General features: G+C 67.5%; 13 protein-coding genes. 5 read left to right on the top strand and 8 right to left on the bottom strand.

The window, feature by feature from the left end; genetic code table 11:
• The first annotated feature begins 77 nt into the window (after positions 1-77).
• The 3 genes from HW274_RS04760 to HW274_RS04750 are packed head-to-tail and all read left to right on the top strand — an operon-like array spanning position 78 to position 3,359.
• Entirely contained in the window at positions 78-989 is a 912-nt protein-coding gene (locus tag HW274_RS04760) for a carbohydrate ABC transporter permease (RefSeq protein WP_075255119.1), read from the top strand.
• A gap of 13 nt (positions 990-1,002) precedes the next feature.
• Positions 1,003-1,956 (top strand): carbohydrate ABC transporter permease, encoded by a 954-nt coding sequence (locus HW274_RS04755; RefSeq protein WP_075255120.1) that lies wholly within the window; start codon positions 1,003-1,005, stop codon positions 1,954-1,956.
• Positions 1,957-1,964: 8 nt separating this feature from the next.
• Positions 1,965-3,359, top strand: coding sequence for an ABC transporter substrate-binding protein (locus tag HW274_RS04750; protein WP_081376300.1), 1,395 nt, complete (start codon positions 1,965-1,967; stop codon positions 3,357-3,359).
• A gap of 66 nt (positions 3,360-3,425) precedes the next feature.
• Here HW274_RS04750 and HW274_RS04745 read toward each other — a convergent pair whose 3' ends face one another.
• A complete protein-coding gene (locus tag HW274_RS04745; protein WP_185989328.1) occupies positions 3,426-5,153 on the bottom strand; it encodes a formate--tetrahydrofolate ligase in 1,728 nt (575 codons plus the stop codon).
• A 162-nt stretch (positions 5,154-5,315) separates the two neighbouring features.
• Between HW274_RS04745 and HW274_RS04740 the strand changes: the two genes are divergently transcribed.
• Positions 5,316-6,584 (top strand): hypothetical protein, encoded by a 1,269-nt coding sequence (locus HW274_RS04740; RefSeq protein WP_260679188.1) that lies wholly within the window; start codon positions 5,316-5,318, stop codon positions 6,582-6,584.
• Positions 6,585-6,604: 20 nt separating this feature from the next.
• On the opposite strand, the gene HW274_RS04735 is transcribed toward HW274_RS04740, so the two are convergent.
• The 6 genes from HW274_RS04735 to pgsA all read right to left on the bottom strand — a co-directional run bounded on the left by HW274_RS04735 (position 6,605) and on the right by pgsA (position 10,692).
• Positions 6,605-7,096, bottom strand: a complete 492-nt coding sequence (locus HW274_RS04735) for a regulatory protein RecX (protein WP_075255123.1) — start codon at positions 7,094-7,096, stop codon at positions 6,605-6,607.
• Positions 7,096-8,337 (bottom strand): recombinase RecA, encoded by a 1,242-nt coding sequence (recA, locus tag HW274_RS04730; protein ID WP_075255124.1) that lies wholly within the window; start codon positions 8,335-8,337, stop codon positions 7,096-7,098. The genes HW274_RS04735 and recA overlap by 1 nt, the downstream gene beginning before the upstream one ends.
• Positions 8,338-8,604: 267 nt before the next feature.
• Entirely contained in the window at positions 8,605-8,826 is a 222-nt protein-coding gene (locus HW274_RS04725; protein ID WP_080553343.1) for a DUF3046 domain-containing protein, read from the bottom strand.
• Positions 8,827-8,952: 126 nt separating this feature from the next.
• Entirely contained in the window at positions 8,953-9,363 is a 411-nt protein-coding gene (locus HW274_RS04720; RefSeq protein WP_004565236.1) for a helix-turn-helix domain-containing protein, read from the bottom strand.
• A 161-nt stretch (positions 9,364-9,524) separates the two neighbouring features.
• On the bottom strand, positions 9,525-10,046 hold the full coding sequence (locus HW274_RS04715; RefSeq protein ID WP_185989326.1) for a CinA family protein: 522 nt from the start codon (positions 10,044-10,046) through the stop codon (positions 9,525-9,527).
• Positions 10,047-10,068: 22 nt separating this feature from the next.
• Positions 10,069-10,692: a CDP-diacylglycerol--glycerol-3-phosphate 3-phosphatidyltransferase gene (gene pgsA, locus HW274_RS04710; protein WP_185989325.1), complete on the bottom strand. Its 624-nt coding sequence runs from the start codon at positions 10,690-10,692 to the stop codon at positions 10,069-10,071.
• Between the two features lie 238 nt (positions 10,693-10,930).
• On the opposite strand from pgsA, the gene HW274_RS04705 reads away from it, so the two are divergent.
• Positions 10,931-12,274, top strand: coding sequence for a CapA family protein (locus HW274_RS04705; protein ID WP_185989324.1), 1,344 nt, complete (start codon positions 10,931-10,933; stop codon positions 12,272-12,274).
• On the opposite strand, the gene HW274_RS04700 is transcribed toward HW274_RS04705, so the two are convergent.
• On the bottom strand, positions 12,263-15,178 hold the full coding sequence (locus HW274_RS04700) for a DNA translocase FtsK (protein ID WP_185989323.1): 2,916 nt from the start codon (positions 15,176-15,178) through the stop codon (positions 12,263-12,265). The two genes, HW274_RS04705 and HW274_RS04700, sit on opposite strands and share 12 nt — an antisense overlap.
• Positions 15,179-15,232: the final 54 nt, after the last annotated feature.

The following is a 15,232-nucleotide window of genomic DNA, read 5'->3' as shown; positions in this document are numbered from 1 at the left end:
GTCTTCCTCCACCCGTCCCTACCCCACCCATCCGTCTTCGACCCGTTTTCCCTCATCACCGTCGATTTGGAGACCCGATGTCAACCTCGACCCCGGTCGCACGACCATCGCGTCGGCAACGCAAGCCACGCTCCGACCTCAAGCTCGGCCTCGCCTTCATCCTCCCGGCGACGATCGGCCTCGTCGCCTTCTACATCTGGCCCCTCATCCGAGGCATCTGGCTGTCCTTCACCGAGTACAACCTCCTGACCCCCGAGGAGTTCACCGGCCTGGACAACTACAAGCGCATGGTCCAGGACGACACCTTCTGGAACGCCGTCGTCGTCACCGTGGAGTACGTTGTCATCAACATCGGTCTGCAGACGATCCTGGCACTCCTCATCGCCGTCCTCATGCAGCGCCTGACCCAGTCCACCTTCGTGCGATCCATCGTGCTGACGCCCTACCTCGTCTCCAACGTGGTCGCCGCCATGCTGTGGCTGTGGATCCTGGACAACACGCTGGGCATCACCAACCAGCTCCTGGAGTCCCTGACGGGCTCAGCCGTCGACTTCTTCTCCTCGTCGATGGCCATCCCCACCATCGCCATCATCAACGTGTGGCGGCACGTGGGCTACACGGCCCTGCTCATCTTCGCGGGTCTGCAGTCGATCCCGAACACGGTCTATGAGGCGGGCAAGATGGACGGCGCCAGCGAGTGGCGGATGTTCTGGCGGATCACCGTCCCGCTGTTGCGTCCCATCCTGGCACTGGTGCTCATCATGACGATGATCGGTTCCTTCCAGGTCTTCGACACCGTCTCGGTGGCCACCCAGGGCGGCCCGGTCAACGCAACCCGCGTGCTGCAGTACTACATCTACGACATGGCCTTCGGACGCTTCCAGTTCGGATACGCCTCCGCCATGGCGGTGGGGCTGTTGCTCGTCCTGGCGGCGATCACGATCCTGCAGTACCGCATGACCCGTGCCGGCGAGACGGACCTGGACTGAAGGAGGACCAACCATGACCACGACACCCGCATCCGTTTCCTCCGCGCAGTCCCCCAAGGCGGCCGCTGCGGCGTCCTCCAAGGCCCCGGGTCGCCGGCTCACCGTCGGCAAGGCACTGGCCTGGGCGGCGATGATCCTCATCATGCTGTTCACGCTTCTGCCCTTCTACTGGGTCCTGCGCACGGCGCTGTCCTCCAACGCAGGCATCACCGCCCACCCCACCAGCCTGCTGCCGGTGGACATCAACCTGCGCGGCTTCGCCCGCGTCTTCGGCATGCAGTCCACCGAGGAGGCGCTGGCCGACGGCGGCAGCGGCGCAGCCATCAACTTCTGGCTCTACCTGCGCAACTCGGTCATCATCTCCACACTGGTCACCGTGGGGCAGGTGTTCTTCTCCGCGATGGCCGCCTACTCCTTCTCCCGCCTGCGCTGGAGGGGACGCGACACGGTCTTCGCCGTGTTCCTGGGCGCCCTCATGGTCCCCTCGATCTTCACGCTCCTGCCCAACTTCGTGCTGGTCAAGCAGCTCCACCTCATCGACACCTTCCTCGGGGTGGCGCTGCCGACCATGTTCATGACGCCCTTCGCGGTGTTCTTCCTCAAGCAGTTCTTCATGAACATCCCACGTGAGCTGGAGGAGGCCGCACTGCTCGACGGAGCCTCCAAGGTCCGGGTGTTCTTCACCCTCATCCTGCCCATGGCCAAGGCCCCGATCTCGACGCTGGCGATCCTGACCTACATCACGGCCTGGAACGACTACTTCTGGCCCCTGCTGGTCTCCTACACGGACTCCTCGCGGGTACTCACGGTGGCTCTGGCCGTCTTCCGCTCACAGGCCCCTCAGACCGGTCCCGACTGGGCCGGGCTCATGGCCGCCACGCTCGTGGCCGCCCTCCCGATGCTCCTGCTGTTCATGGCCTTCGCCCGGCGCATCGTCAACTCCATCGGCTTTACCGGAATCAAGTGAGGCACCAGATGACGACTCAACCGATCAGCCCTCTTCGCTCCTCACTGTCGCGCCGAGGCCTCCTGTGCGGCTTGGCCTCGGGAGCGGCCGCACTGACCCTGGCCGCCTGCTCCGGCGGTTCCAGGAAGTCGGGACCCGGCGCCGTCGAGTACTGGATGTGGGACGCCAGCCAGCTGCCCGCCTATGAGGCATGCGCCAAGGCCTTCGAGGCCAAGACCGGCATCAAGGTCAACATCACCCAGATCGCCTGGGGCGACTACTGGACCAAGCTGACGGCCGGCTTCATCGCCGGGACAGGTCCGGACGCCTTCACCGACCACATCTCCAAGTTCGCCCAGTTCGTGGACCTGGAGGTCCTGGTTCCACTGGAGAAGCAGGCCGCCTGGGCGGGCGTCGATGAGTCCGCCTTCCAGGAGGGCCTCATCGACCTGTGGAAGGGTGAGGACGGCCATCAGTACGGCTGCCCCAAGGACTGGGACACCGTGGCGGTCTTCTACAATCGGGACATGCTCGCCCAGGCCGGCCTGTCCGAGGCAGACCTGGCCGACTGGTCCTGGAATCCCGAAGACGGCGGAACCTTCGAGAAGGTCATCGCCCACCTGACCGTGGACAAGAACGGCGTGCGCGGAGACGAGCCCGGTTTCGATAAGAACCGCGTGGCCGTCTACGGCCTGGGTATCCAGGACGCCGGTACCGGGGATGGCCAGACTCAGTGGAGCCCCTTCACCGGCTCGGCCGGCGACTGGTTCTACACGAATAAGGAGACCTGGGGCGACCACTACCGCTACGACGAGAAGGTCTTCCAGGACACGATGGACTGGTACTTCGGCCTGGTGGACAAGGGATACATGCCTCCGCGCGGCGCCTTCTCCTCCACGACCAGCACCGATGTCCAGCTGGGCAGCGGCAAGATCGCCATGTGCTTCAACGGCTCGTGGATGTTCGGCACCTACGCCAAGCTCGACGTCAAGGTCGGGATCGCGGCGAACCCCGTGGGCCCCAACGGCAAGTCGGTCTCCCTGTTCAACGGGCTGGGCGACTCGATCTCCAAGCAGTCGGCCAATATCGACAACGCCTCCAAGTGGGTGGCCTTCCTGGGAACCGCCGAGGCGCAGGACATCGTGGCCTCTCACGGAATCGTCTTCCCGGCGATCGCCTCCTCCACGAAGAAGGCCGTCAAGGTCTTCGAGGCAACGGGGCTTCCCACCAAGCCCTTCACCCAGCACCTGGAGGACAAGTCCACGTTCTTCTTCCCACTGACCTACTTCGGGGCGGACGTGGGCGCCATCATGAAGCCGGCGACGGACGACCTGTGGGCCAACCGGGTGCCGGCCTCAACGCTGACGACATACAACGAGCAGGTCAACCTCCTGTTCAAGACGTCCAAGCACCAGAAGAGCTGACGGACTGGTTGCTCGTGACCAGCCACGGGCCGGGTCCGGCCGTGCGCCGGACCCGGCCCGTGGTTGTCAGCGCAGCCCCACGATCTGCCCGGTGTCGAGGTCGACGTCGATGCGCTCGGCTGCGGGCCGGCTCGGCAGCCCCGGCATGGTCGACAGGCTGCCGCAGATCGCGTAGACGTAGCCGGCCCCCGCGGCCAGGCGCACCTCGCGCACCGGCAGGCGCCACCCGGTGGGTACGCCCTTGCGGCCAGGCTCGGCCGACAGGGACAGCGGGGTCTTGGCGACGATGACGGGCAGGTGGCCGAAGCCTGCCTGCTCGTAGGACTCCAGCAGTCTGCTCGCGGCGGGGGTGTAGTCCACGCCGTCGGCGCCGTAGAGGTCGGCGAGCTTGGAGATCTTGGTGCGCAGGTCGTCCTGCGGCTCGTAGGCGGGTCGGCTGCAGGCCGGCTCTCCTGCCTCCTGGCAGGCCTCGACGACGGCTCCGGCCAGGTCGAGGCAGCCCTCGCCTCCCCTGGTGACGGGGTGGCAGACCGCGACTCGGGCTCCGGCGTCGCCGGCGATACGCGTCACCTCCTCGATCTCGGCGTCGTGGTCGGTGGGGAAGACGTTGATGGCCACGACCGGGGTGATGCCGAAGCCCCGCACGATCTGCAGGTGCTTGAGCAGGTTGGCGGCGCCGTCGCGCACGTCATCGATGTTCTCCTGGAGCATGTCCTCGGGCAGGTCCTTGCCGCTGACGAGGCGGTGGCGTCCGCTGTGGGCCTTGAGCGCCCTGATGGTGACCACGACGACGGCGACGCTCGGACGCATCCCGGAGACGGCGCACTTGAGGTCCACGAAGCGTTCCAGGCCCATGTCGGATCCGAAGCCGGCCTCGGTGAGGATGTAGCCGCCGTCGCGGGCTCCTGCCGCGGCGACGCGGTCGGCGATGACCGAGGAGCATCCGGTGGCGATGTTGCCGAAGGGCCCGGTGTGGACCAGGACGGGGGTGCCCTCGCCGGTGCGCAGGAGATTGGGCTCGAGCGCGTCGCGCAGGACGGCGCACATGGCCCCGGCTGCCTTGAGGTCCTCGGCACTGATCCACTCCCCGTTGCGGCTTCGGCCGATGACGATGCGCCCCAGGCGCCTGCGCAGGTCGGCCAGGTCCATGGCCAGCGACATGATGACCATGAGCTCGCTGGCCGGGGTGATGTCGAAGGATGCCTGCCGGGTGACGCCGTCGATCTTGGCCCCCAGGCCGGTGACGATATGGCGCAGGGCGCGGTCGTTGACGTCCAGCACCCGGGGCCAGGTGATGGTGCGCTCGTCAATGTCGAGCTCATTGCCGTGGTGCAGGTGGTTGTCGATCATCGCCGACAGGAGGTTGTGGGCGGCGGTGATGGCGTGGAAGTCGCCGGTCAGGTGCAGGTTCATCCGGTCGGCAGGCAGGATGCGGGCGCCTCCGGAGCCTCCGGCTCCGCCCTTGATGCCGAAGGTGGGGCCCATGGCCGACTGGCGCAGAGTCAGGACGGCCTGCTGGCCCAGGCGGGTGAGCCCCTGGGCCAGTCCGATGGCCGTGGTGGTCTTGCCCTCCCCGAAAGGCGTCGGTGTGATCGCAGTGACGACGACGTAGTGAGGGCTACTCGCACCACCGCCGCTCACGTGCTGGCTGGATTCCAGTGCCCGCAGGTCGATCTTGGCCACATCACGGCCATAGGGAATGACGTGCTCGGCAGCTATTCCCGCTGACGCCGCCAGCGCGTGGAGATCGATCGGAGCGTCGGAGCCGCCAGTGGCCGCAATCACCTGGGTCATGGATGAAGCCTAGTCGGAACCGGCTCCTGGCTTCTGTCTTTCGCCACGGAGCCGCCAGTCAGTGGAGCAAGGGTTCCTCCTGGCAAAAAGTCGTATCTTCAGCACACTGAGTCTTATTCGACTAGTGTGTCGGTTACCCATCGGTCGACCATGGAGGTTGCTGTGAACCGTCGGATCGTCGTCTCCGCCCTCGCCGCATCGGCCTCACTGTGCCTTGCCGTGACGGGGTGCTCCGGCACATCGGGGACATCGCAGGCCGGTGCCAGCGGTTCTGCGAATGCGACGCCCGCGGGCCCTGTCGGCACCGTCGATCCGCCGTCGGAGATCGAGGGCCTCGACAAGCTCGGCCTGTCGAAGGCCACAATGAGTATCAAGACCGCTCCCGGACTGAGCAACTTCGACGAGAAGGGCCTCACCTACGTCGACCCGATCACGGATCCGGCGGCCAATCTCTCGGTCCATCACGTGACCTGGGACGGTAAGGAGACCTGGAAGGCGAGCGTGCCGGTCCCCAGCGGCGCCGATCCCGCCTCGCTGAGTCCTGTGATGAGCTTCGATGATGCGCTCGGCGTCGTCTCCTACTGGTTCACCACCGACCAGGTCGACCCGAAGGACTCCACCCTCCGCCTCCACCCGGTCGTCGGCAAGCTTCACTGGTTCAACACCAGCACTGGACAACAGGGCTCTGACCCCTTCGCCGAGGACGGCAACACCTACTCGTCGCACAGCCAGCTGGTCGGAGGGCTTCAGCTGAGCAACGACGGCGGAATGAGCGCGGTGAAGATCGTGGACTCCTCACAGGCCCTTGTGAGTCACTCCGCGCAAGAGCTGGGACTAAGCGGCGGCAGTCGGGGCGAGTTCTACTCATGGAAGGGGCAGGTGCGTTTCAGAGGCACTGAGCCCGCCGACCCCGGAGATCTCCTCCGCCTCAACACCTCCAAACCCATCCCCGACCTCAGCGCCGACGCCCGAATCTGGACCACGCCCAGCAGAATCCTGGTTCTGGACCAGTCGGACAGCCGTTTGCAGTCTGTCACCGACAGTGGGGCGCAGGTCCTGGATCTCAAGGGATGCCCCATTCCGCCCAAGAGCAACCTCACGGTCGGCAGCGGCGACACCTATGACCACCTCGGGCAGCTGCGGATCGCTCAGAACGGGACCACTGAGTGCCTCTCCAAGACCATTGGAAACCCCGCCGACACCATCAGCACCACCCTGAGCGATGGCAGCATCATCGTTCGTTCCACCGCCGATGAGGGAAAGACCTTCTCCTTCCGCTACATCAGCGCCGACGGCTCCACGAAAGTCGATCTGCCGAAGAAGCCGGTCCCCAGCGCCCACGACAACCACCTCGTGTACTCCACCTCTGCCGACGGCATCTCAACCGTGACCGCTTTCAGCGAGAAGGACCTCAAGCCGTCGGGCTCCTGAGCCATGGGCTCCCCTCGGGACTACTCCTCGGCGAGGGCCTTGGCGATGGCCCGCATGGTCACGTCCCGGCTGTAGCCCTTGCGCCCCAGCACGGCTGCGGTGCGACGCCGGCGCACCTCCCAGGGCAGGTGACCGGTGGCGGAGAGCTTCTTGCGGGCCAGCGCCAGCGCCGCTGAGTCCTCGTCCTCGGAGCTGATCTGCTCGAGGGCCTCGGTGACGTCCGACTCACCCAGCCCCTTGCGTCGCAGCTCCTCAGCGATGGCTCTCCTGGCCGCCCCCTTCTCAGCGAAGCGGGTGCGCGCCAGGCGGGCTGCGTAGGCGGTGTCGTCAATGACTCCGGCGGCCTCCAGGCGGTCGAGGACCTCGGAGGCTACACGGGGGTCCACCTCCTTGCGCTCGAGGAGCTCGGCCAGGGCGGCGCGAGGAGCCGCGCTGCGGTCCAGGCGGCGCAGGACGATCTCCCGCGCTGCCTCGACCGCCTGCGTATGGGCGTCAGGGATGAGCCAGGGCATCAGAACCCGCCGGCCTCCTCACCGAAGATGGTGTCCGCCTCATCCGCCGACGCCTCCTTGGGAGCCTTCACGCTCTTGGAGGTCTTAGCAGTGGCGGCGGTCTTCTTCCCACGCCCTCGGGCACTCTTGACCGCGCTCGTGGCGGCGGTGTCAGCGCTCTCCGCCGGGACGGCGGCCGCAGCCACGGCGGCCTCGGCAGCAGCGAGCTCCTCAGCCTCCCGGGCCTTGCGGCCGGGCTCACCGATGCCCAGGGCGGCGAGGATCTTCTCCTCGATCTCGGCGGCCAGCTGCGGGTTGTCCTTAAGGAAGTTGCGGGCATTCTCCTTGCCCTGACCGAGCTGGTCCTCCCCGTAGGTGAACCAGGCCCCGGACTTGCGCACCACGCCGTTGTCCACGCCCAGGTCCAGCAGGCTGCCCTCGCGGGAGATGCCCTGGCCGTAGAGGATGTCGAACTCGGCCTGCTTGAAGGGCGGCGCCATCTTGTTCTTGACGACCTTGACCCGGGTACGGTTACCCACGGGCTGGTCCCCGTCCTTGAGGCCGCCGATGCGGCGCACGTCCAGGCGCACGGAGGCGTAGAACTTCAGGGCCTTCCCACCGGTGGTGGTCTCCGGGTTGCCGAAGAACACACCGATCTTCTCACGCAGCTGGTTGATGAAGATGGCTGTAGTGCCGGTGGAGGACAGCGCACCGGTGATCTTGCGCAGCGCCTGGCTCATGAGGCGGGCCTGGAGGCCGACGTGGGAGTCCCCCATCTCCCCCTCGATCTCGGCCTTGGGGACCAGGGCCGCCACGGAGTCGATGACGATGATGTCCAGGCCGCCTGAGCGCACCAGCATGTCGGTGATCTCCAGGGCCTGCTCCCCGGTGTCCGGCTGTGAGACCAGGAGGTTGTCGATGTCGACGCCCAGGGCCTTGGCATAGACCGGGTCGAGGGCGTGCTCGGCGTCGATGAAGGCCGCGTTCCCGCCGGCCCTCTGCGCGCTGGCCACGGCGTGCAGGGCGACGGTGGTCTTTCCGGAGGACTCCGGCCCGTAGACCTCGACGATGCGTCCCCTCGGGAGCCCTCCGACTCCCAGAGCCACGTCAAGGGCGACCGACCCCGTCGGGATGACGGAGACCGGAGGACGGGACTCGTCCCCCAGGCGCATGACGGATCCCTTACCGAAGCTCTTGTCGATCTGGGCGAGGGCTGTGGCCAGGGCCTTGGAGCGGTCCTGGGTCTGGCTGGCAGCAGGCATTGTTCTACCTCGGTTCTCAGGGCGGCGCGCAGCCGCGGCGGGCATGGCTGGTCAACTTCGGCGAGGTCCCCTCTCCGGGGCTCACCAACGACGGTATGCCTGACCACTGACATCTATCTCCGCCCCACATCAGCCCTGTGGACTCAGGGGGCATCGTCGTCGTTCGTGGAGAACAGTACCCGAACACCTGTTCGATCATGACATCATCGTCATGCGCGTGTCGGCGGCTCCAAACCTGCCCCCAGCACCCGCTCTCGTCATCTGGGCTCAGCGACGCGGATCCGAGCGGAAGATCCACCGCTCGGCATCCGAGCGCTCGGTCTCCTCGCACAGAAGACCCCAGACCCGCTCCGGCGCCACCCCGTCGTCGAGCGCCTGCACGCAGGTCACCCCCAGCCCCGGAAGAACCAGATCCTGGGCCAGGGAGCGACCGTAGGCCGGACCGAAGACCGCTTCGACGGCGCTCCAGAACTCCGAGTGCTTCACCACTCCCCCTTTGTCAACAGGCAACCCGGCGGCGAGTCCACTCATGGTGGCCCCACCGCCGGGAAGGTCGGCTCACTGGTAACGACCTGCGCGCCGCAGGAACAGCGCACGCAGAGCGTCAGCGGATGGTCACCGCAGGGCGACTCCCTGCTGACGTACGAGCTCATCGGGAACCGTGTCCGGAATCATGACACCTTCGGTCAGGGCGATGCGGTCGGAGACCTCACGCAGCACCATGGACAGAGGGGCGTCAAGCGCCTGGCAGATGGAGGCGAGCAGCTCGGAGGAGGCCTCCTTCTGGCCACGCTCGACCTCGGAGAGGTACCCCAGGGAGACACGGGCCTGCGAGGAGACCTCGCGCAGCGTGCGTCCCTGGTGCTGTCGGACGCCGCGCAGGACTTCTCCGATCTCGCGGCGCAGGACGACATTCTCGTGCTTCGGGGTGTCCACGGACACACCGTACCCTGCCCCGGGTCCCTGGCGCATCGGCATCCGGTTGTTGATCGGGCGAGTGGTGCGGGGGTGAGTCGTGTTGTTCATCGTCTAGCACAACCATTCACGTCGTGGATTCATTCCCGCCACCTGGGGCCAGTTCTCCGGCTCCGGTGACGTTGACAACCACTCTACCGGCATTCCTGAGAGAAATCTGAAATACGTCTTAGTCTGCGGTCTGTAGTTGGTCAGTCGTCGATGTGAGGCAATCAGGGCTGCAGCCCACACTCGTCTTTCCGCAGGAAACCGATGGCCAGCTCACACACCTCCATCACGGTGGCGTGCCGGATCTGCGGGCGATCACCGCTCAGGTGCAGTTCGCGGTGCCTCTGCCCCCATGGAGCGGCGACGGCGACATGGACCGTTCCGGCCGGATGGCCGTCAGCCGGCCCCGGCCCGGCCACCCCGGTGGTCGCCAGTCCCAGATCGGCCCCGAGGAGCCGGCGCACTCCGTGCGCCATCTGCAGGGCGACATCGCGGTCCACCGGCCCGGTTAGCTTTAGGTGCGCAGCATCGACCCCGAGGACCTGCGCCTTGATCCGGGTGGCGTAGGCCACGACCGCCCCCACGAGCACACGGGAGGCGCCGGGAACCTCCACCAGGCTGGAGGCGACCTGCCCACCCGTCAAGGACTCGGCGATCGCCAGGGTCACTCCGCGATGCGCGGCGGCCCGCAGGAGAGCCCTCGCCGCGCGGATGCGGTCCTCAGTGCCGGCCGCATCCTCGATCACCACGGCTTCCACCCCGGGGCGGTCACTGGCCGTTCCCTCCGTTCTCACGGCTCAGCAGCATCGCCTGGCGGACGTAGTCCAGGCCGGTCACCACCGTGACAACAAGCGCCGCAGCCACAATGACATAGGCCGCCTTGGTCAGGAACACGGCCGGCCCCGCGGGCAGCATGAGCATGGACCACGGCGTGAGCAGCCCGACCAGTCCCACCATCTGCAGCGTCGTCTTGATCTTGCCGCCGCGTGAGGCCGCCATGACGGCGCGGCGCAGCATGAAGAAGCGCATGACCGTGATGCCGAGCTCGCGCACGACGATGAGGATGGTGACCCACCACCACAGTCGTTGGTTGACGCTCAGCAGGACGAAGGCGGACAGGGTCAGAGCCTTGTCCGCGATCGGGTCGGCGATCTTGCCGAAGGAGGTCACCAGACCCCATGAGCGCGCCAGCTGGCCGTCCAGGCGGTCCGTGAAGGCCGCGACGACGAAGACCACGACTGCGGCGAGCCTGGCCCGGTCCCCGGGCAGCAGGGCGAGCCAGATGAAGACGGGCACGAGCAGCAGGCGCAGCACCGTCAGAACATTGGCGATGTTGAGCAGCGGCGCCTGCTCTGACGGCGCGGCGCCATCCGGGGCGGTCGGGGCGTTCATCAGGTCCAGCCTAGTCGCGGACGACCTCCCACCGACACAGAAACCTCGATCCATCTTCTCAACGGCCTCGCATCCGAGCGGCTGCACCGTACGCGTCATGCTCCATCGCAGACGACACGCGGCATAAGATCCGTTCTCGCCCGCGGTTCACACCGACATCCGGGAGCCTCCCCCGCACCACTGGAACGAGCACGAACCGCGCACACACTCTTAAGGTTCACTTCATACGTTCATCATCATGTACCCCTCCACTCCTCCACCATCATCGTCACCGGACTCCGCCGGCCTCAGCCGCAGGTCACGGGGTCCTGGCCTGCTGACCGCCGTCGTTCTCACCGCATCCGTCGCCATGAACGGTTGCTCGACGAGTTCCGATCAGGCTGTGCCGGCTCAATCGCCGACTCCGTCCGCCTCCGCCAGCGTCGGCGGCTCGCAGGACGTCCACTTCACCGTGGGTTACGCCGGCGACGTCCTCATGCATATGCCGGTGATGGAGTCCACTCCGGCAGGCTCAGGGGATATCACCGCCAACATCGCCGCTGAGACCCCCTGGGTCGAGGGCCTGGATCTGGCCCTGTGCGGGATGGAGGTGCCTGTCGCTCCGGACGGGGTCTACTCGGGCTACCCCGCCTTCGGCACCTCTACCGAGGTCGTGGCCGCCTTGGCGAGATCCGGCTGGGACGGCTGCGCGACCGCCTCCAACCACGCCGCGGACCGGGGGGAGGCCGGCGTCGTGGCCACCTTGGACGCCCTGGACGCTCACGGGTTGGGCCACGCGGGCACCTACCGGAGCCAGCAGGACGCCTCGGTGCCCTTCGCGCTCTACGAGCTGGAGCGGGGCGGGCGCACCGTGACCGTCGCCCAGATCTCCACGACCATGGACCTCAACGGCCTGGAGGATCCCACCGGATACTCCGTGTCGCTCAACGACATCGGCGCCATCACGAAGGCGGCGAAGTCGGCCCGTGCGGCGGGTGCCGATCTCGTCGTCGTCCATTCCCAGCTCGGTGAGGAGTACGAGACCACGCCCAACGACAAGCAGGTCTCCTACGCCCAGTCCCTGGCCGACACCGGGCAGGTCGACATCTTCTTCGGCGCTCATCCCCATGTGCCTCAGCCCGCCGAGAAGCTCTCCGGAGGAGTCGGGGGCAAGGGGATGTGGGTGTCGTACTCGGCAGGCAACTACATCTCGAACCAGGATGAGGAGTGCTGCGCCCCGCTGTCCGACGTCGGTCAGCTCGTCTGGGCCGACGTCACCTCCCACGCCGACGGCTCGGTGAGCGTGGACAAGCTGAACTGGCACCCGTTCACCATGGATCTCGCCGGCGGCCACAAAATCAGGGACCTGGCGGCGCTTCACAACGGCGAGCAGCCTGCCGGCCTGGGGCTGAGCAAAGAGCAGATCGACCGGCGCTGGAGCCTGCTCACCTCTCAGGTCAAGGACGCCTCGACCATGGCCACCACACCGCCCAAGCCCACCGGACCGGCTCCGACGATTCCCAGTCGGGAAGAGGTCATCACACGGGCAGGGGCACACCCGGCCCCGCAGGGCGCGGCGTCGGCCTCCGCCTCACCACGATGAGCCGCGGCCTGTGAGCGACCAGGCGTCCTCGGAGTCCTCATCGGCGGAGGTGTCGTCCCAGGACTCCGACTCCGGCAGGCTGGAGGCGACCTCCAAGGGGTCCGTGCTGTAGCGGTTCGACGGCATGACCGCAGTACGGGGCTCATTCGCGGCCGGAGCCGACGGGGCCTCGGAATCGGGCTCGCCTTGAGACGCGTCAGGGGCCTCGGGACTCTCCGCGCTTCCCGGCGCACCGCCCTCGCCCTTGATCCAGGCCAGGGTCTCCTCGAGCTGCTCGGGCTGGACGAGGACGTCGCGGGCCTTGGATCCCTCCGAGGGGCCGACGACCTCACGGGACTCGAGCAGGTCCATGAGGCGTCCGGCCTTGGCGAAGCCGACGCGCAGCTTGCGCTGGAGCATGGAGGTGGAGCCGAACTGACTGGAGATGATGAGCTCGGCGGCCTGCAGGAGCAGGTCCATGTCATCACCGATCTCCTCGTCGATCTGCTTCTTGACCTCCGGGACGACGACGTCCTCGCGGTACTCGGGCGTCAGCTGGGACTTGACGTGCTCGACGACGGAGCGGATCTCGGACTCGGTGACCCACGAGCCCTGGATGCGCACTGGCGTGGAGGCGCCCGGGCCCAGGTAGAGGGCGTCACCCTGGCCGGTAAGCGTCTCGGCCCCGTTCTGGTCGAGGATGACCCGGGAGTCCAGCTGGGAGGCCGTGGCGAAGGCCAGGCGCGAGGGGACGTTGGACTTGATGAGGCCGGTGACCACCTGGGCGACGGGACGCTGGGTGGCCAGCACCAGGTGGATCCCGGCAGCGCGGGCCAGCTGGGTGATGCGCTGGATGGAGGCCTCCACGTCCTTGGGGGCGGTCATCATGAGGTCGGCGAGCTCGTCGACGACGACCAGGAGGTAGGGGTAGGGGCTCAGCTCTCGCTGGGATCCCGGCAGGGGCTGGACCTCGCCTGCGCGCACCGCCTTGTTGAAGTCGTCAATGTGCTTGAAGCCGAAGGAGGCCAGGTCGTCGTAGCGGGCGTCCATCTCGCGCACCACCCACTCCAGGGCCTCGGCCGCCTTCTTCGGGGAGGTGATGATCGGGGTGATGAGGTGGGGGATGCCCTCGTAGATGGTCAGCTCCACCCGCTTGGGGTCCACCAGCACCATGCGCACCTCCTCAGGCGTGGCGCGCATCATGATCGAGGTAATCATCGAGTTGACGAAGGAGGACTTACCCGAACCGGTCTGCCCGGCCACCAGCAGGTGCGGGGTCTTGGCCAGGTTGGTGACGACGTAGTCGCCCTCGACGTTCTTGCCCAGCCCGACCACCAGCGGGTGCGCCTGCTTGCGCGCGGCCTGGGAGCGCAGGACGTCGCCGAGCTTGACCATCTCCCGGTCGCTGTTGGGGATCTCGATGCCGATGGCGCTCTTACCCGGAATGGGGGTGAGCAGGCGGAGCTCGTCGGAGGCCACCGCGTAGGCGATGTTCTTCTCCAGCCCCGTGATCCGGGAGACGTTGACCCCCCGGCCCCGGTGGACCTCGTAGCGGGTGACCTGGGGGCCGCGCGTGTAGCCGGTGACCGTGGCGTCCACGTTGAACTCGGCGAAGACGTTCTGCAGGGACTCCACGATGGCGTCGTTGGCGGGGGTGCGGGTGGAGTGACCCGGCCCAGGACCGAGCAGCGCGTCATCGGGCAGGGTGTAGGTCGAGCCGTCGGGCAGAGCCATGTCGCTCATGGCGATCTGGTCGGCGAGGTCGGGCTCCTCGAGCGGAACCTCGGGGGTCTCCTCGGTGACGGCGTCGAAACCGGAGGGCGACTGCGGGGGCGGCTGCGGTGTGCTGCGCTTGGCCGATGAGGGCTTGCGCTGCCCCCCTGCGGCCGGCCCGGAGGCCACGGAGCCACCTGCCGGGCCAGCGGGCCTGCTTCTGGTGGCGGAGGCGGCCGAGGACGCCGGGGAGGCGATGACGTCGGTTTCCTCGCCCACGTCCGGGATGACGAAGTCCTCGCTCCCGGAGTGAGCGCCGTGATCGCCGCCCGGCTCGAAGAGCTCGGTGATCGTCGTCTGCTGGGCCTGCCGGTCGGCCGAGCGCTTACGCCGGCCACTGCCCCGTTTACGTGAGGTCGACTCCTCAACCTCCAGGGCGGAGCGGAAGGGCTCGTCGCCGTCGTAGGAGTCCAGGAGCGCTGTCTGATCCGGGTCCGCGCCCGAGGCGCCGGCCCGCTCAGAGCCTCCGCGGACCCGCCCCAGCAGGCGCCGGGCCAGGGAGTCACCCGATCCATCGGCGCCCTGGGCGGCGCCGTCACCGTCCGCCGCCCGGTACTGCTCCAGAAGCTCGCGGATCTCGGCAACGGTCTTGCCGGACATGACCAGGGCGGAGAACGCGGTCAGGAGGAGGAACAGGATGAAGGCCCCCACGGAGGAGAACAGTGCCGCCAACGGGTAGCCCACCAGCCATCCCAGCAGCCCCCCAGCTGCTTCCAGCCCGCCGAGGTTGTTCTTGAGGACCGGGTTGCCGCTGCCGACCTGGATCATTCCGGTCAGAGCGGTCAGCAGCCCCAGGCAGCCCACGGAGACCCGTGCGTGCACCGCCCCCAGGCTGTGGACCCGCAGCATGGCAATGCCCAGCGCCGCCAGGAGCGGGGGCACGAAGACACCCAGGACGCCGACGGGGCCCGCGGCGATGTGGTGCAGGAGATCGCCTGCGGCACCGGAGATCCCGAACCACTCGCGCAGTGCCAGCACCGCTGCGAGGGCCAGGATGAGGAAGGCCCAGCCGGTACGGCGGTAGCGTCCGCCCGAGGGCCCGGTTCCGGGCGCGGAGAAGGGAGCGGTTCCTGGGGCGGAACCGCCTCGATTACGTCCTCTGCCGGTTCCCGGTGAAGGCGCAGCTGTTCTCGTGGTGCGACGATTGGCCATGATGCCCTAGAAACTATCGGATTCTCGGTGTCATTGACCTTGCCACGCCGCCCG

The organism is Actinomyces sp. oral taxon 169 (assembly GCF_013394715.1).
Taxonomy (GTDB): Bacteria; Actinomycetota; Actinomycetes; order Actinomycetales; family Actinomycetaceae; genus Actinomyces.
The sequence above is the reverse complement of the archived record's forward strand: the minus strand, read 5'-3'. Positions and strand labels throughout refer to the sequence as shown.

What these genes read in the sequence shown, in the direction of transcription:
- HW274_RS04700 (WP_185989323.1), bottom strand. Translation starts at nt 15,178, where the DNA reads ATGGCCAATCGTCGCACCACGAGAACAGCTGCGCCTTCACCGGGAACC.
- HW274_RS04755 (WP_075255120.1), top strand. Translation starts at nt 1,003, where the DNA reads ATGACCACGACACCCGCATCCGTTTCCTCCGCGCAGTCCCCCAAGGCG.
- HW274_RS04720 (WP_004565236.1), bottom strand. Translation starts at nt 9,363, where the DNA reads ATGAACAACACGACTCACCCCCGCACCACTCGCCCGATCAACAACCGG.
- pgsA (WP_185989325.1), bottom strand. Translation starts at nt 10,692, where the DNA reads ATGAACGCCCCGACCGCCCCGGATGGCGCCGCGCCGTCAGAGCAGGCG.
- HW274_RS04735 (WP_075255123.1), bottom strand. Translation starts at nt 7,096, where the DNA reads ATGCCCTGGCTCATCCCTGACGCCCATACGCAGGCGGTCGAGGCAGCG.
- HW274_RS04760 (WP_075255119.1), top strand. Translation starts at nt 78, where the DNA reads ATGTCAACCTCGACCCCGGTCGCACGACCATCGCGTCGGCAACGCAAG.
- HW274_RS04745 (WP_185989328.1), bottom strand. Translation starts at nt 5,153, where the DNA reads ATGACCCAGGTGATTGCGGCCACTGGCGGCTCCGACGCTCCGATCGAT.
- recA (WP_075255124.1), bottom strand. Translation starts at nt 8,337, where the DNA reads ATGCCTGCTGCCAGCCAGACCCAGGACCGCTCCAAGGCCCTGGCCACA.
- HW274_RS04750 (WP_081376300.1), top strand. Translation starts at nt 1,965, where the DNA reads ATGACGACTCAACCGATCAGCCCTCTTCGCTCCTCACTGTCGCGCCGA.
- HW274_RS04705 (WP_185989324.1), top strand. Translation starts at nt 10,931, where the DNA reads ATGTACCCCTCCACTCCTCCACCATCATCGTCACCGGACTCCGCCGGC.